The organism is Halomonas sp. AOP7-B1-5 (assembly GCF_052353045.1).
Classification (GTDB): Bacteria; Pseudomonadota; Gammaproteobacteria; order Pseudomonadales; family Halomonadaceae; genus Vreelandella; species Vreelandella colorata.
On the sequence record NZ_JBQTDC010000002.1, the window covers coordinates 50,640 to 66,783 of the forward strand.

Annotated in this window: 12 protein-coding genes; 5 read left to right on the top strand and 7 right to left on the bottom strand. The window is 57.2% G+C overall.

Annotation, left to right across the window (positions count from 1 at the left end; all coding sequences use genetic code 11):
- Positions 1-3 precede the first annotated feature (3 nt).
- On the top strand, positions 4-1,014 hold the full coding sequence (locus ACT3XD_RS01525) for an AbrB family transcriptional regulator (protein ID WP_192537775.1): 1,011 nt from the start codon (positions 4-6) through the stop codon (positions 1,012-1,014).
- On the opposite strand, the gene ACT3XD_RS01530 is transcribed toward ACT3XD_RS01525, so the two are convergent.
- Genes ACT3XD_RS01530 through ACT3XD_RS01555 form a run of 6 tightly spaced genes read right to left on the bottom strand, consistent with a single transcriptional unit; the run spans position 995 to position 9,584 of the window.
- On the bottom strand, positions 995-2,386 hold the full coding sequence (locus tag ACT3XD_RS01530) for a sensor histidine kinase (RefSeq protein ID WP_192537774.1): 1,392 nt from the start codon (positions 2,384-2,386) through the stop codon (positions 995-997). The two genes, ACT3XD_RS01525 and ACT3XD_RS01530, sit on opposite strands and share 20 nt — an antisense overlap.
- Before the next feature lies 1 nt (position 2,387).
- A complete protein-coding gene (locus tag ACT3XD_RS01535; protein WP_018916368.1) occupies positions 2,388-3,077 on the bottom strand; it encodes a response regulator transcription factor in 690 nt (229 codons plus the stop codon).
- Between the two features lie 14 nt (positions 3,078-3,091).
- A complete protein-coding gene (locus tag ACT3XD_RS01540; protein ID WP_192537773.1) occupies positions 3,092-3,796 on the bottom strand; it encodes a response regulator in 705 nt (234 codons plus the stop codon).
- A gap of 36 nt (positions 3,797-3,832) precedes the next feature.
- On the bottom strand, positions 3,833-5,233 hold the full coding sequence (locus tag ACT3XD_RS01545; RefSeq protein ID WP_192537772.1) for an ATP-binding protein: 1,401 nt from the start codon (positions 5,231-5,233) through the stop codon (positions 3,833-3,835).
- Positions 5,233-8,328, bottom strand: a complete 3,096-nt coding sequence (locus ACT3XD_RS01550; RefSeq protein WP_192537771.1) for an efflux RND transporter permease subunit — start codon at positions 8,326-8,328, stop codon at positions 5,233-5,235. Before ACT3XD_RS01550 ends, ACT3XD_RS01545 begins: the two co-directional genes overlap by 1 nt.
- The gene (locus ACT3XD_RS01555; RefSeq protein WP_192537770.1) at positions 8,328-9,584 is read right to left on the bottom strand and encodes an efflux RND transporter periplasmic adaptor subunit; all 1,257 of its coding nucleotides are present in this window, start codon (positions 9,582-9,584) and stop codon (positions 8,328-8,330) included. The genes ACT3XD_RS01550 and ACT3XD_RS01555 overlap by 1 nt, the downstream gene beginning before the upstream one ends.
- Before the next feature lie 149 nt (positions 9,585-9,733).
- Between ACT3XD_RS01555 and ACT3XD_RS01560 the strand changes: the two genes are divergently transcribed.
- The 4 genes from ACT3XD_RS01560 to ACT3XD_RS01575 all read left to right on the top strand — a co-directional run bounded on the left by ACT3XD_RS01560 (position 9,734) and on the right by ACT3XD_RS01575 (position 14,832).
- Positions 9,734-10,327 (top strand): TetR/AcrR family transcriptional regulator, encoded by a 594-nt coding sequence (locus ACT3XD_RS01560; protein WP_018916373.1) that lies wholly within the window; start codon positions 9,734-9,736, stop codon positions 10,325-10,327.
- Positions 10,328-10,391: 64 nt separating this feature from the next.
- Positions 10,392-11,276, top strand: coding sequence for an alpha/beta fold hydrolase (locus ACT3XD_RS01565; RefSeq protein ID WP_192537769.1), 885 nt, complete (start codon positions 10,392-10,394; stop codon positions 11,274-11,276).
- A 130-nt stretch (positions 11,277-11,406) separates the two neighbouring features.
- The gene (locus ACT3XD_RS01570; RefSeq protein ID WP_192537768.1) at positions 11,407-13,590 is read left to right on the top strand and encodes an OsmC domain/YcaO domain-containing protein; all 2,184 of its coding nucleotides are present in this window, start codon (positions 11,407-11,409) and stop codon (positions 13,588-13,590) included.
- Between the two features lie 48 nt (positions 13,591-13,638).
- On the top strand, positions 13,639-14,832 hold the full coding sequence (locus ACT3XD_RS01575) for a serine hydrolase domain-containing protein (RefSeq protein ID WP_192537767.1): 1,194 nt from the start codon (positions 13,639-13,641) through the stop codon (positions 14,830-14,832).
- Between the two features lie 4 nt (positions 14,833-14,836).
- Here the strand turns inward: ACT3XD_RS01575 and ACT3XD_RS01580 are convergent, their stop codons facing one another.
- Complete coding sequence (locus tag ACT3XD_RS01580) at positions 14,837-16,066, bottom strand: nucleoside recognition domain-containing protein (RefSeq protein WP_126951126.1); 1,230 nt, start codon at positions 16,064-16,066, stop codon at positions 14,837-14,839.
- Positions 16,067-16,144: the final 78 nt, after the last annotated feature.

Sequence of the window (16,144 nt, forward strand, 5' to 3'; positions counted from 1 at the left end):
GTAATGGCAAAAAAAACGCTGAAAACGTTAGTCTTGGGTTGCTTGGGTGGCGTTATCGCCACCCTTTTTTCATTGCCCCTGGCCTGGATGCTGGGCGCACTTTTTATGGTGATGGTGGTATCTCTTGGCGGTATTAAAACCGGCGTTGATAAGCGCTTGCATCGTGTGGCCATTGCCCTGCTGGGACTCTTTATCGGGAGCCGAATTCAGGCCAGTGAGCTGGTCAGTCTGGTGCAGTGGTACCCAAGCGTACTGGCGATGCTGGTTTATATGGGGATTATGCTGGTGGGCGGGTACTTTATCTTTATCCGCGCCAACGTAGGGCCTATGGACGCTATGTTTTGTGCCTATCCCGGGAGCATGAACTCAGCCCTAGTGCTTGCCGAGCGCGCCAATGGCGATGTGCGCTGGATCGCTATTTCGCACTCGCTGCGGCTGGTCACTGTGGTATCTGGAGCGGCGCTGATGGCAAGCTTCTTTGTGGATGATGTCACGCTGCAAAGCTCGCCCGTATCGCTTTCCCTAATGGATGGGCTGCCGCTGTTATTGGCCCCGCTTTGCTGGTGGCTCGCCCGTTTGCTGCGCATTCCCATCCCGGAATTTTTAGGTCCGATGGCCGCAGGCGCTATCATTGCGAACCTGGGTATGGATTACTCATTGCCCACCTGGGTGGTGTTCACGGCCTTTTTGGTGTTGGGCTCTTCGGTCGGCGCGCGCTTCTCGGGGACCCACTGGTCTCAGGTGGTCAGCGTGGGGCGGTTTGGGATGATATATGCACTGTTTGCGCTAATCGTTGCGGCGCTGATGGCCTGGCTGGTCGCAAGCATAACGCCGCTTTCCTTTGTGGCGGTGTTGCTGGCATTGATTCCTGGCGGTGTGGGGGAGATGGCCGTCATCGCCATGGTGATGGATATCGATCCGGTGTATGTGGTGTCACACCATGTCCTGCGTCTGTTACTGCTGATCTTTATGACCCCGCTGGTCATTCGCATTGCTAAGCAGACGGCTGCATAGCGGGAAACGCTACCGTGACAGCGAAGCCCCCTTCAGGCCTATTGCTAAAAGAGAGGAGGGCGGAGTGCGCGGTGGTAATCTGCTCCACAATGGCCAAGCCTAAGCCGCTACCGGGAGCGTGCGGATTGTGGCGGAAAAACCGCTCGGTCAGCTTGCCAAGCTGCGCCTCCTCCACGCCGGTACCCAGGTCGCTTACCGTCAGGATTACCTTTTGCTGCTGCGTCGTCAGGGTAATATCAATCGGGCCCTGATAGGCCTCAGTGCCTCCCGCGTGCAGGCTGGCGTTTTCAATCAGGTTAATTACCAGCCATAGCAACATGATCGGGTCACCCAGCACTTTTGGAATGGTATGGGGCTGATCAAACGACAGCTCCTGGCCTTTTTGGTAGATGCTGGTGGCGGTTTGCGCGCAGGCGTCCTGGCATATCGCCACCAGATCTACAGCTTCAAGATGGGTATCATCCACCAGCTCGCTGCGGGTCTTGGCATATTTCAGCAGCTGTTGAACCGTATGACTGGCATGCTCTGAAATGCGCTGTATTTCGATAAGGTTTGCCCGAATTTCGGGCTCCTGGGCTGCTTTCAGCGAGATTTCAGTCAGTGCCCGTATTTCAGAAATGGGTGTTCGCAGCTGATGGGATACATCGGCATTTAATTGCTGCGTGCTTTCAATGCTGCGTCGGATACGCAGCATCAATTGATTGATACTAATAATCAGTGGATGGATCTCTTTGGGAGCACCGTCTTCAAGCGGCTGAAGGTCACGGGGTGAACGGCGACGCAGCGCTTGGCTTACGCTATTAAGCGGTGCCAGGCCTTGATAAATCGCAAGCCAAGCGATGGTAATGGCAAGAATCCCGGCAATTACCGCTAACCCGGTGAGCGTTACCATGAAGTCATTGATCAGCGTGTAGCGCGCTTCTTTGGACTCCGCAACGATTACTTCAATATTGACGTTCTCACGACCGCGGTTGAAGGGAAACGTCAGGGCAACGGCGCGTAGCTCGTTGCCAGCGTATGTCACGTCATAAAATATCGGTTCTGAAAGGTCTTCGGGAGGGTCGCCCAGGCCCTGAAAACCGGCAATCATCCCACCATTTATTTCGCGCATTCGGTAGAATATTTTGCCCTCACCGCGGCTACCCAGTGTGCTGATGCTGAAGTAGTGCATGTTAATACGTAGCGCGCCGTCCACCGTATAGATACGCCTTTCCAGGCGCTCGGCGGCATTGAGCAGCATACCGTCAAAGGTTTCGTTAATTTGGCGCGTCAACAGCAGGTAGCTTGAAAGAAGTGCAAGAAAGGCCAGAGCCGTAAACGGCAAACCAATCCACAGCAGCAAGCGGCTTTTTATCGATTTGTTAACAGGCATATCAGGCGTCAGATGCTGGGTTGGAGGCTTCTTTGGGGGCCAGGTAATAGCCTAGACCGCGGACCGTTTTCAAACCGAAGTCATAGCCGATTTTCTTACGAATACGCGAAATATAGGTCTCCACTGCCGCATAGCTAACAGGCTCGTCCGTAGTAGAGAGCCGATCGATAATCTGATCCTTACTGACCAGACGATTTTGGTTAATCATCAAATATTCCACTACTTCCAGCTCGCGGCGATGTAATGCCACTGGCTGGCCATCAATTCTGAGTTCCATCGCGTCAGGCAAAAACTCCAGGCGACCACACTGCAGCGTTTCACCACCAAAGTGTTTGGCACGACGAACGAGTGCACGGGCGCGGGCTACCACCTCATCAAGAGAGAAGGGCTTGCACAGGTAGTCATCGGCACCTTCTTCAAGCCCTAGAATGCGCTGGTCCAGCGTGTCTCTGGCGGAGATGATCAGCACCGGAATGGTATTCTGCTGATGACGTAATTTGCGCAAAAGGCTAATACCATCAAGTTCTGGCAAGCCTAGATCCAACACCAGCAGATCGAAGCCGCCCTGTGCCAGTATCGGAAGGGCCTTGGCACCATCGTTGGCGACAATAATACTGAAACCTGCATCGTGCAGGGTTGTGGCCATCGAACGCGCTAGATTGTCGTTATCTTCTACTATAAGCGCCTTCATAGTGAATCCTGCGGTTAGCCCTCTGGCTGATACTTATATCCTACCCCATACACTGAGCGAATGATCTCCTGCTCGGGGAGGGCTTCAGTGATTTTTTTACGTAACTTTTTAATATGGCTATCCACGGTGCGCTCTGACACGATGCGGTTATCGCGGTACATGTGATCCATTAGCTGCTCACGGCTAAAGATTCGCCCCGGCGATTGCATCATCACCCGCAGCAGCTGAAATTCAACCGCAGTGAGCCCTATATCATGGCCATGGGCTAGGGCTTGCCAGCCATCTTCGTTGAGAGTGACCGGCGCCAGTGTTTCAGGTTGATCCGCCGTGGCTTGTTCAGCAAGGGCTTGGCTTCTGCGTAGCACGGCTTTTACCCTGGCCACCACTTCGCGGGGGCTAAAGGGTTTACAGATGTAGTCATCGGCGCCCAGCTCTAACCCTAGCAGGCGATCCACCTCCTCTACCTTGGCGGTGACCATGATAATGGCGATCGTAGGCCACAGCTGGCGTATTTCCCGGCATAGCGTGAGGCCATCTTTGCCGGGCAGCATAACGTCTAATAGGATTAGCTTGGGCGAGTTGTTTTCTAACCAGGGAAGCACTTCGTCACCATGACCAAGCGTGGTCACGGCATAGCCATGAGAGCTTAAGTAGTCATCCATCAGGCGAGCAATTTTGGGTTCGTCTTCAACGATCAACAACGAGGCGTCATGCGACATAGTGGACTCGCTCAGTAGTTAATGAACAGTGAGTAATTAATGGGCAGTGAGCAACGGAAAACGCAGCGTCCAGCAAAGGCCGCCGAGCTGGGTGTTTGTGGCCTTAAGCGTTGCCCCGTGAGCATTGACCAGCGCGCTGGCAATCGAAAGCCCTAAACCGCTGCCGCCGCTGGCACGGTTACGCGACCCCTCTACCCGGTAAAGACGCTCGGTAAGCCGCACAAGCTCACTTTCGGGCACGCCGGGTGCGCTATCTTGCCAGGTAATCACTGCATGGTGGTGTTGGATACCAAGCGTCACCTGAAGTTTGCCTGGGGCATCGGTATAGGCGCAGCTGTTATCCAGCAGATTATTCCACAGCTGATGCAGGCGCTGAGCATCGCCGCGAATCATAACGCCGGGGGCAATATGCGTGGTCAGGGTAAGGCCGCTTTCCTTGAGCCAGCGGTCGGCGTCCTCAAGGCGACTGGTCAGGCTTTCGCTAAGATCCATCGGGGCTAAATGAATATCCAGCGCCCCGGCATCACTTTGCGAGAGCAGACGTAAATCGGCAACCAGACGTTCGAGCTGAGCCACTTCCTGGGCAAGAGAAAACAGATTTTCCTGATTCAGAGGGCGAATGCCATCCTGCATGGCCTCAATTTCACCACGCAATACGGCAAGCGGCGTACGTAGCTCGTGAGCCGTATCGGATACCCAGCGCGAGCGCGCGTCCCGGTTGGCTTCAAGAGTCGCTGCCAAAACGTTAAAGTCCCGCGCCAGACGCGAAAGCTCGTCGCGGCCACGCTCGGGCAGGCGGGAGTGATAATTGCCTTCGGTGAGACGCCGTGTCGCAATGGCCAGGGCACGCGTGCGTCGGCTCAGCCACCAGGAGAGCCCGGCTGCCAGCAGCAGTGAGGCCAGGCCAATCGAGATGACGATAATCATCAAATTGCGCTGCTGGCGCTCTAAAAAGTGATTTTCCATGCGCTCAAGCATTTGCTGAGGCGGACGAAACCCCAGCTCGCCGATTTCCAGATCGTTGCTATAAAGCGTTAGCCAGCGCCAATCGCTCGAGCCCGTTCGATTATCCATGGGTGGGATAACAAACCGGCCGTCGGGGGCACGTAGTGCAAAATCCCGGGCTTCACCCAGCGGAGAAGGGCGCTCGCGGTCTTCCTGGCCTAGCTCAAAACGCACAATATTCGGCCAGCGGCGGGGCTTATTTTCCAACCACTGCCAGTTGTTCTGCGTTTCCCAGCGAGTAATTAAGCCGTCGGCCAGCAGCATGGCACGACGCTCCTGGGCCTGACTTAAGTAATCGAGAAAGCCACGATCGATACTGTAGGAAACCGCCAGGAACATGCTGGCTGAAATGGCCACGTTAACGCTTAATATGGCCGCAAACAGCTTTAAGCCCAGCCGTGAGGGCCGCCATTTGGGAAACGAAAAAACCATCAGATGGTGCCTTCCTGGCCAGGTTGACGTGGCATGCTCAATCGCTCGCGCCAGTTCTCCATGCCCAGATAGAGACACGGCACCAGAACCAGCAAAATAGCGGTCGCAAAAATCATCCCAAAGCCAAGCGATATGGCCATCGGGATCATGAAGCGCGCCTGGCGGGAGGTTTCGAGAATCATCGGCGCCAGACCTAAAAAGGTGGTTAGGGTGGTCATCATGATAGGACGTAAACGCCGGGTGGCCGCCGCTACAATGGCTTCCCGCGGGGCCATGCCTTCGCGCCGCTTGCGGTTGGCGTAATCGATCAGCACCAGAGCGTCATTGATCACCACCCCGGAGAGCGCCAGCATACCCAGCAGGCTGATAATCGAAAGCCCAAACCCCATGATGATATGCCCCATCACCGCACCGACAATACCAAAGGGGATCGCCGCAAGCACCAGCAAAGGCTGCAGATAGCTCCTGAACGGAATTGCCAACAGCGCGTAGAGGGCCGCCAGCATAAGCCACATGGCGGTGCGCAGCGTAGCAAGGTTGTCAGCGGTATCCTGCTGGCGCCCGCCCAAGCTGACCTCAAGCCCTGGCCAGGTGTTCTCAAGTATCGGGAAAACGTCTTCCTGCAGTGTTGCCAACACCTGATTAATGGTTCTATCACCTTCGGCATCGGCCGTCACGGTAATGATCCGTCGGCCATCAATACGCTGTAGGCTGCTGGAGGCCTGGCTGAGGGTAATATCCGCCACGCGGGAAAGCGGCACGCTAAGCCCGTCCGGCGTGCGAACGGGCATGCGGTAAAGCTCGTTTAAGCTATCGCGGTCGGCTTCTGGCAAGCGAACTTCCACACTAATCTCGCGGCGCCCGACAAACTGCTCAACAGCGGTAGCACCCTGCAAGGGGCCACGCAGTGCCTGGGCCAAGTCGCTGCCGGTAAGGCCCAGCGCCCGACCTTCTGCGGAAAGGCGCATTTCCAGCTGCGGCTTACCATCGCCAATCCCGCTATCGATATCGGTTAGCCCGTACTCACCCAGCTCATCGGCAAGCCGTGAAGCGGCCGCTTCAAGCACCTGAGTGTCGGGGTGAGACAGGCGTAGGCTAAGCGCCGCACCACTGCCAGGGCCTCCAAAATCGGATTCAAAACGCACCGACTGAGCGCCGACTAGATCCCCCGCAAGCGTGCGCCACTCACGCGCAATACGCGAGGGTGGCCAGGCTTCCAGGCTATCATTTGCGATATCAAGCCTGACTTGTAGCTCTTCGCCGTCTAGGCGGCTGCGCGTGCTGCTAAAGCTGAGCGTGTCTTCCTGCTCGCTCAATGTCTGAGCGGCATTAAGCAACTGCTGACTAAGCTCCCGGCTAACGCTGATGTTGGTGCCAATGGGCAGCGTGACGGTTGCTTGAACCTGATCCGACTCCGCGCGGGGCATCAGCGAGAAACCCAGCCGCCCGCTCATTATCCAGGCGAGAGCCACGACCAGCACCGCTACTCCTAGCGCGACGCTTAGCAGGCGCTGATTGAGCGCACGCTGTAGAAAAGGCTCAAACTGGCGGTAGGTGAAGTGGTGTAAGCCGCTCTGCATGCGTTGACGCACCGCTTCCAGTGGTCGCTGCCAGGCCGGTGTTTCACGCGGCTTGCGGCTGTGGGCCAGATGCGCGGGGAGAATAAACAGCGCTTCTGCCCAGGAAATCAGAAACACGGTGATGACCACGACCGGCACGGTCGCAAACAGCATGCCCAAAAAGCCGGGTAAAAACAGCAGCGGTAGAAACGCGACGATATTCGACAAGATGGCAAAGGTCAGCGGCACGGCAATTTCGCTGGCACCTTTTACCGCCGCATCGCGCAGCGAGTAGCCCTCTTCACGATAGCTGTAGATGTTTTCGCCGACCATAATCGCGTCGTCGACCACGATCCCCAGTGCAATGATGAAGGCAAACATCGACATCATGTTTAGTGAGACGCCGATCCAGGGAAGAAACAGCATGGCCCCCAAAAATGCTGTTGGAATGCCCAGGGTTACCCAAAAGGCCAGCCGCGCTTCAAGAAACAGCGCCATCAGCACCAGTACGAGCGCCAGGCCCATCCAGGCGTTTTTCAACAGCAGGCTCAGACGGTCTTCGTATATTTCAGAACTGTCGCGCGAGACATCCAGGCTAACCCTGGGCGGAAGCGCTGCCCGCAAGCGCTCCAACTCGCCGTAAACCGCTTCTGAAATGCTGGTCGGCGTTTGGTGACCAATCTGATAGATATCGACCGACAGGCCCGGCTCGCCGTTATAGAACTCTTCCCGGTCGGTTTCTGCAAAGCCGTTGCTGATGGCGGCAATATCCCCCAGCAGAATAGGTGATCCTTGAGCGGTGGTGAGAATCGGCAGGTCGGCAAATTCAGCCGCGCTATTGCGCCGCCCTTGGTAGCGAACCAGCCATTCGCCTTCGGCGGTGGTTAGCTGTCCGCTTGCCAAGTCCAGGGCTTCTTCGCCGATACGCGCGGCAAGCTGCTGGTGATCAAGCCCAAAGCGTTCAATGGCTTCTTCATCCAGATGAATCTGAATTTCCCGTTCACGGTTTCCGGAAAGCTCCGCTCGCGAAATGCCCTCTACGGCCTGAAGTTCAGCCCGGATATCTTCAGCGGCATCGTGAAGCGCAGCGAGCCCTACCGACCCATAAACCTGAAGGCTTACCACGCTGCGTGAGCGCCCGGCCAGCGTGAAGCGTGGCGGGTCGGCGGCGTTGGGCAGCGTAGTGATCGCATTAACCGACTGCTGAATATCCTGATAAACGCGCATCACATCAACGCCGTCAATCAGCGTCGCGCTGACCATACCGCTGCCTTCGCCAGCGGTTGATGTCAGCTCATCAATACCTTCTACATTCGACACCGCCGCCTCAACGGGCAGCAGCAGGCTTTGCTCTACGTCCTCTGGGGTAGCGCCGGGATAGCTGATGCTGACCTGAACGATTTCAATTTCAAACTCAGGGAAGACTTCCTTTTTAATCGCGAGCGAGGCCATAAGGCCACCCACGATAAACAGCAGCATCAGAAGGTTAGGCGCAACGCCATGGTCGATCATCCAGGCAAGCGGGCCGCGGCGCATCAGATATTCTCCCTATCGCTTGCCGGGGTATCGCCGCGCTGGCGAATGCGTACCTGCTGGCCTTCACGGGGTTGGGCAAGCCCTGAGGTGACAACCTGCTGCCCGACCTGCAGGCCGCTACGCACCAGGGCTTGCTCTTCTCCACGGTAAGCAAGCGTTACGATGCTGCTATGCAAGTGATTTTCTTCATCCACCCACCAGACTCGCTCGCCTGGGCGTAACGCAGCCGAGGGCAGTGCAATCAATTCTTCATGGGACTGGGTCTGAAACGACACGCGCATGATATCGCCCAGGCGCAGTGCCGGGCCATCGGTATCCAGCGCTAGCGGGTCATCGACGGCGATCAACAGCTGTGCCTGCAGGCCGCTTTCTTCAAGATTTGGCAAAATGGAGATCAGCGTTCCCTGACGGGTGGCATCAATGGGCCAGCCTCGGCTTGAAAGGCTGACCGCGCTGCCAGGCTCCAGCCACTCAAGCGCATCGCCGGGCAACGAGGCGCGTACCCAGAACTGTTCGACGCCGACAAGATTAAGGATCTCGGTTCCCTGGCTCAGCAGGCTGCCCGCGCCCACCAGGCGCTCCTGTACCATGGCCCGCCAAGGCGCGATAAGCGTGGCCCGCTCCAGATTGAGCGCTGCCTGGTCACGCACTACGTGCGCCTGGGTCAGCTGGGCCTGGGCCTGGCGCAGCTGAGGTTCACGCAGCACCAATGAGCGTCGCTCGGCTGACAGCTGACGGCCAAACGATTCATATTCACTGCGTGCCCGCTGCTGCTCAGCATTTTCCAGCGCAAGCTGGGCTTGGGCGTTGCTTAGCTGGGCTTCGGCATCTTCAAGTGTCAGGCGTAAATCAGCCTGATCGATATACGCAACCGGCGCGCCTTCCTCGACGACCTGACCGGGCAGCACGTTTTCAGCAAAGCGCTCCAGCTGGCCTGCCACGCGGCTTGCCAGCATAGCGGTCTGCTCGGCTTCAACGCGGCCAAAACCGCTGAGGGCAGGCGACTGGGTACTTTGGGTAAGCGTGATGACATCGACCACCGGTGGCGTTGGTTCAGGCGGTGGACGTCGCTCAATACGCGGTGGCTGGCTAATAATCCACCAGGCGCTGGCCAAGCCAACCGCAAAAACCAGCAGGGCTGCCACGGCGCCAAAACGAATACGACCCTGTTGGGATGAGGAACAAGAGCTAAGCGATTTTATCAACACGGGGTATCCGTCGTAAGAGCGAAAATTCCAGACAAACAAGCGTATCATGCTAGCATCACGCATTGGTTCGCAGCGATTGGGTAAGCATTATGAAAATAGCGTGCAACCCTTCGCAAGCCGGTAGTATCTGCGGCTTTTTAATGGCGTGATCTATCCACATTGGAATAATTGCCGACCCACGAGTCTTTTTTACGCGTATGAAAAACACCGCCACCCGCGATAAGTTAATTGATACCGGTGCCGAGTTGATTGCCCAGCAAGGGTATAACGCAACGGGCATCAATGCCGTTCTTAAAGCGTGCGACGTGCCTAAAGGGTCGTTTTACCATTACTTCTCCAGTAAAGAAGATTTTGGGTTGGCGGTCATTGAGCGCTTTGCCAATGATTACGATGAGAGTTTAGTGGCCCTGCTTGAAGATTCGATGACGCCACCGCTAGAGCGCTTGCAGCGTTACTTTGCCGCTGGCCGGACGTACATGCGCGAGTGCGACCATGCGACCGGTTGCCTGATTGGTAATTTAGGCCAGGAACTGGCCGGTCAAAGCGACCGTTTTCGTGAAGCGCTCAACAGCGCCTTCCAACGCTGGGAAGAGCGTTTTGCGCGCTGTTTACAGGATGCACAGGCCCAGGGCTTACTTCCCACAGCGCTTGACCCGCATCGGCTGGCAAGCTTTATTCTCTGCGGTTGGGAAGGGGCTATTTTACGCGCCAAAACACTTAAATCAGAAGCGCCCATGGAAGTCTTTGAGGCACTATTATTCGAACAGGTGCTCACTCCGCCTGCGGGCTGACCAGTTATCCTTGAACTGGCGTAAACTGCTTCATGTGCTTATTTATTCCGTGCAGGAGTCCGCCATGTTTACCCGCTATGAAAAACACACCCGTCAGGTCAACGGTGTCGAGATCGCCTTTCGCATGGGCGGAAACGGCCCCGCACTCCTGCTGCTTCACGGCCACCCGCAAACCCATGTGATTTGGCATAAGGTGGCTGAGTCGCTTGCCCAGCACTTCACCGTCATTGCTGCCGACCTGCGCGGCTACGGCGATAGCGGCAAACCCGACGATGACGCCGAGCATCTCAATTATTCCAAGCGCACCATGGCGGCCGATATGGCCGAACTGATGAGTGGTCTGGGGTTCGAGCGCTTCAAGGTGCTGGCTCATGATCGCGGCGCGCGGGTCGCCCACCGCTTGGGCGTTGACTATGCCCAGCGCGTTGAGCGCATGGTGTTTCTGGATATTGCGCCGACGCTTGCCATGTATCGCGGCACCAATGAGGCGTTTGCACGCAGCTACTGGCACTGGTTCTTCCTGATTCGTCCTCAGCCGCTGCCGGAAATGCTGATCAACAGCGACCCCGCCCAATATCTGAAAAGCGTGATGGGCGCGCGCAGTGCCGGGATGACACCGTTTACCCCAGAAGCCCTGGCGGAATACGAACGCTGCCTGGCACTGCCCGGCACCGCGACCGGCATCTGCGGCGACTATCGCGCCAGCGCCACGATCGATTTAGTCCACGATCAGGCGGATATCGACGCAGGTGTAAAGCTAACCTGCCCGTTAAAAGTGATGTGGGGCGCTGAAGGCGCGATTGAAGCCAACTTTGATGCACTCAGCGAATGGCGCAAGGTGGCGACCCAGGTGGAAGGCAAAGCGCTGCCCTGCGGCCACTATATTGCCGAAGAGATCCCTGAGGTACTGCTAGACGAAGCTCTTGCGTTTCTGCTCAGCGCTGAATAAGCACTTAACAAGACTTACCAAGACGAAGCGGGTCAAAAACTGGATAATGGGCGGCAATTCGCCAAGGGCCCTGTTTATAAAGACTCAGTTTTAACAGCCCAGGCACACTCATTGCTCCGGATGCCCGCTCATGGAAATCAAAGTCAACTATCTCGATAACCTCCGCCTGGAGGCTAAATTCGACGACTTCACCGTTATTTCAGACCAGCCGATTCGCTACAAGGGCGACGGCTCGGCGCCTGGTCCGTTCGACTATTTCCTGGCGTCATCCGCCATGTGTGCGGCCTATTTTGTGAAGGTGTACTGCAACGCGCGGGACATTCCCACCGAGAATATCCGCCTTTCCCAGAACAACATCGTCGACCCGGAAGACCGCTATAAGCAGATCTTCAAGATCCAGGTGGAGCTACCCGAAGATATCTCCGAGAAGGATCGCCAGGGCATCCTGCGCTCGATTGATCGCTGCACGGTCAAGAAGGTGGTGCAGACCGGCCCTGAGTTTCAGATCGAGGTCGTCGAGAATATCGATGAGGATTCTCAGGCGCTGTTGATGGGCGCGCCGGAAGGCAGCGAGCGTACCTATATTGAGGGCAAGGATTTACCCCTTGAAGATACCATTGCCAACATGAGTGCGCTGCTGGCTGATCTCGGCATGAAGATCGAGATCGCTTCCTGGCGCAATATCGTGCCTCACGTGTGGTCGCTGCATATTCGCGATGCGGCATCCCCCATGTGCTTTACCAACGGTAAAGGCGCGACCAAGGAGAGCGCGCTGTGCTCGGCGCTCGGCGAGTTTATCGAGCGCTTGAGCTGCAACTTCTTCTATAACGATCAGTTCTTCGGTGAAGAGATCGCGGGTAGCGACTTCGTGCATTACCCCAATGAGAAGTGGTTCAAGCCTGGGCCAAACGATGAACTGCCCGCCGAGATTCTCGATGAGCACTGCCTGGCGATCTACAACCCGGAAGGCGAGCTTTGTGGCTCGAACCTGATCGATACCAACTCCGGGCGGGAAGACCGCGGGATCGTCTCGCTGCCCTTCGTGCGTCAATCTGATGGCGAGACGGTTTACTTCCCCTCCAACCTGATCGAGAACCTGTTCCTGAGCAACGGCATGAGTGCCGGTAACACGCTGGTGGAAGCCCAGGTGCAGTGCCTGTCGGAAATCTTCGAGCGGGCGGTGAAGCGTGAGATTCTCGAGCAGGAGCTGACCCTGCCGGACGTGCCGCAGGATGTGCTTGCGAAATACCCCAGCATTGTAGAAGGCATCAAGGCGCTTGAGGCCCAGGGCTTCCCGGTGCTGGTGAAAGATGCCTCCATGGGCGGGCAGTTCCCGGTAATGTGCGTCACATTGATGAACCCGCGCACCGGCGGCGTGTTTGCTTCTTTTGGCGCTCACCCGAGTTTCGAGGTGGCGCTGGAGCGTAGCTTGACCGAACTTTTACAGGGCCGCAGTTTCGAAGGCTTGAACGACCTGCCGCTACCCACCTTCAACTCGCAGACGGTGTCCGAGCCCAACAACTTCGTCGAGCACTTCATCGACTCAGTCGGCGTGGTCTCCTGGCGTTTCTTCAGCGCCAAGGCCGATTTCGAGTTCAGCGAGTGGGACTTCTCCGGCACCAACGAAGAAGAGGCTGAAACGCTGTTCGGCATCTTCGAGGAGCTGGGGGCCGAGGTGTATATGTCGGTTCACGAAGACCTCGGCGCGCCGGTGTGCCGCATTCTGGTGCCGGGCTACTCCGAAGTGTACCCGATCGAGGATCTGATCTGGGACAACACCAATAAAGCACTCGATTACCGCGAGGATATCCTCAACCTGCACAGACTGGAGGATGACCAGCTGCTCAATCTGGTCGAGCGTCTCGAAGAGAGCCAGATGGACGATCATGCCGATATCATCACGTTGATCGGCATCGAGTTTGACGAGAACACCGTCTGGGGTCAGCTCACCATTCTCGAGCTGAAACTGTTGATCTACCAGGCGCTTGGCCGTCATGAAGAAGCATTGGACTGCGTACAGATGTTCTTGCAGTACAACGACAACACCGTCGAACGTGGGCTGTTCTATCAAGCGGTAAACGCAGTGCTGGAAATCGCGCTCGACGATGAGCTTGAAATCGACGACTACCTGCCCAACTTCCAGCGCATGTTTGGCGAAGAGACCATGGCGGCGGTGGTGGGCTCGGTAAGCGGTGAAGTGCGTTTCCATGGTCTAACACCCACTAACATGCAGTTAGAGGGTTTAGAACGCCATCAGCGCTTGATTGAAAGCTACAAGAAGCTTCACGCCGCGCGGGCGGCTCGAGCAAAGTAAGTTCGGCGCTTGATCGCGCCTGGTTTTCACTTATTTAATGGGAATGCCATGACTTCGATGACCTATCGCTCGCCCTTGATCGCGGCGGCGCTCACGCTTGTTTCAAGCGCAAGCCTTGCCCAGAGTTCTGAGCAGAGCCAGGCGGAGGTGCGCAAGCTCTACAGCGGACGCATGATGCCTGACGAGCAAGTGGAGCTTTCGCGCCATATTGATCGCCTCTTTCCTACCCGCACGGTCAAGGCGGCGAGTTCTCCGCATGAATTCGGCCAGCGCGATGCCTCGCTCGAGAGCTTCTCGCTCACCCATGAAGGCGTGACCTACGATATTTACGACTTCATGGCGCTCAACCGGGTGAGCGGCCTAATGGCGGTGCACGACAACGACGTGGTGTTCGAGCAGTATGCACTCGGCAACACGGCCAGTACGCCTTGGATGTCGATGTCGATTGCCAAGTCGATCTCCTCGACGCTGATCGGGGCCGCGCTGAACGACGGCCATATCGAAAGCCTGGATGATGCGGTCAGCAAGTACGTGCCCGAACTCGAGGGCAGCGTTTACGACGACGTCACCGTCGAGCAGATTCTGTTGATGGCCTCTGGCGTTGCCTGGGATGAAACCTACGCTGATCCGGACTCCCAGCGCCGCCAGATGCTCGAAGTGCAGCTTGAGCAGCGCCCCGGCGCTTTGCTTGAGTTTATGGGCGGGCTTGAGCGCGCCGGTAAGCCTGGCGAGGTGTGGAATTACAGCACCGGCGAGACCCAGCTGCTCTCGGCAATCATCAACGGTGCGGTAGGCAAGAGCGCCTCTGAGTATCTGTCCGAGAAGATCTGGTCAGGTTACGGCATGGAAACCGATGCCAAGTGGTGGCTGGATAGCGAGGACGGCCAGGAGATCGGCGGCAGTGGACTATTAATCACGCTCAAAGACTATGCTCGCTTTGGGCAGTTCGTGCTGGATGAGTATAACCAGCCCAACGTGCTGCCCGAAGGCTGGGTGGCGGAGTCGGCAAGGCCCCATGAGATCGGCGGCGAAGAGGTCGAGTACGGCTACTCCTGGTGGCCGGAAGGCGAGGGCGCCTTCTCGGCGGTAGGCATCTTTGGCCAGTGGGTGTTCATCGACCCGGACAACGACATGGTGATCGCCATGACTAGCGCCCAGCCCAAGGCTGAAGCCTTCGAAATCGTCCCGATCACCCAGTTCTTCCACGCGTTGAGCGATCATTTGGCGGGCGAAAGTCAGTAAGCGCCTAGCCGAAGAACCAGTAACACACGCCGATTGCCGTGAGGATACCCGCGGCATCGGCGATCAATGCACATCCCAAACCGTGACGAATACGGCTGATGCCCACCGCGCCAAAATAGACCGCCAGCACGTAAAAGGTGGTCTCGGTGCTGCCCTGCAGCGTGGCCGCCAATAGCCCCGGGAAGCTGTCCACGCCGAAGTTGTTCATGGTCTCGATCATCATCGCCCGCGCGCCGCCGCCGGAAAGCGGCTTGATAAACGCGGTAGGCAGTGCATCCACAAAGCGTGTGTCCCACCCAAAACCTTCTACCAGCCAGCGCACACCGGCAAGCCCTGCATCCAGAACGCCGCTGGCGCGCAGTACGCCCACGGCTACCAGCATGGCGATCAGGTAAGGCAAGAGCGTCAGGGTAAAGCTCACCCCTTCCTTGGCCCCTTCGATAAAGGCGTCGTAGACCTTGACGCCCCGCAAGGCGCCCACCACCAAAAACATGATGACAATGCTGAACAGCGTCAGGTTACCCACCAGCGTCGAGGCTGCGGCCAGCGCCTCGGCGGAAAGCCCGGCCAGGGTGGTAATTAGCAGACCCAGGCCAAGGGCCGCCACTGCAAAGTAGGCAAGCACCGTGGGGTGCCAGAGCTTTAAACGCTGAACCAGGGCCACCGCCAACAGCCCCACAAAGCTGGAGGCGCTGGTAGCTAGCAGAATAGGCAAGAACACGAGCGTTGGGTCGGCGGCTCCCTGCTGGGCGCGGTACATGAAAATGGTGACGGGCAAGAGGGTCAGCGATGAGGTATTGAGAACCAGAAACAGGATCTGGGCGTTGCTGGCCGTATCGCGGCTGGGATTAAGCGATTGCAGCGAATGCATCGCCTTGATACCAATGGGCGTCGCGGCGTTATCCAGCCCCAGAATATTGGCCGCAAAGTTCATGCTGATCAGGCCCATCGCCGGGTGGCCCCGGGGCACTTCCGGCATCAACCGGCAAAAAAGCGGGTCCAGCACCCGGCCTAGCAGGCGAATCATGCCCGCCTTTTCGGCAATGGATAAAAACCCCAGCCAAAGCGTCATGGCACCCAGCAACACCAGGATGATATCCACGCTCACCTTGGCCATATCGAAAAGCGACTGCACCAGGCGCGCGAAAACTTCGCCATCCCCACCCACCAGCCACTGCCAGAGCGCGCCGGCAAACGCGGCCATAAAAAAGCTTAACCAGATTCCATTGAGCATGGCGGGTGATGATCCTGAACAGATAAATAAAACGTGGCGGCTATCCTACCTAATTTGTGCCGGTGCCACAGTAGCGGC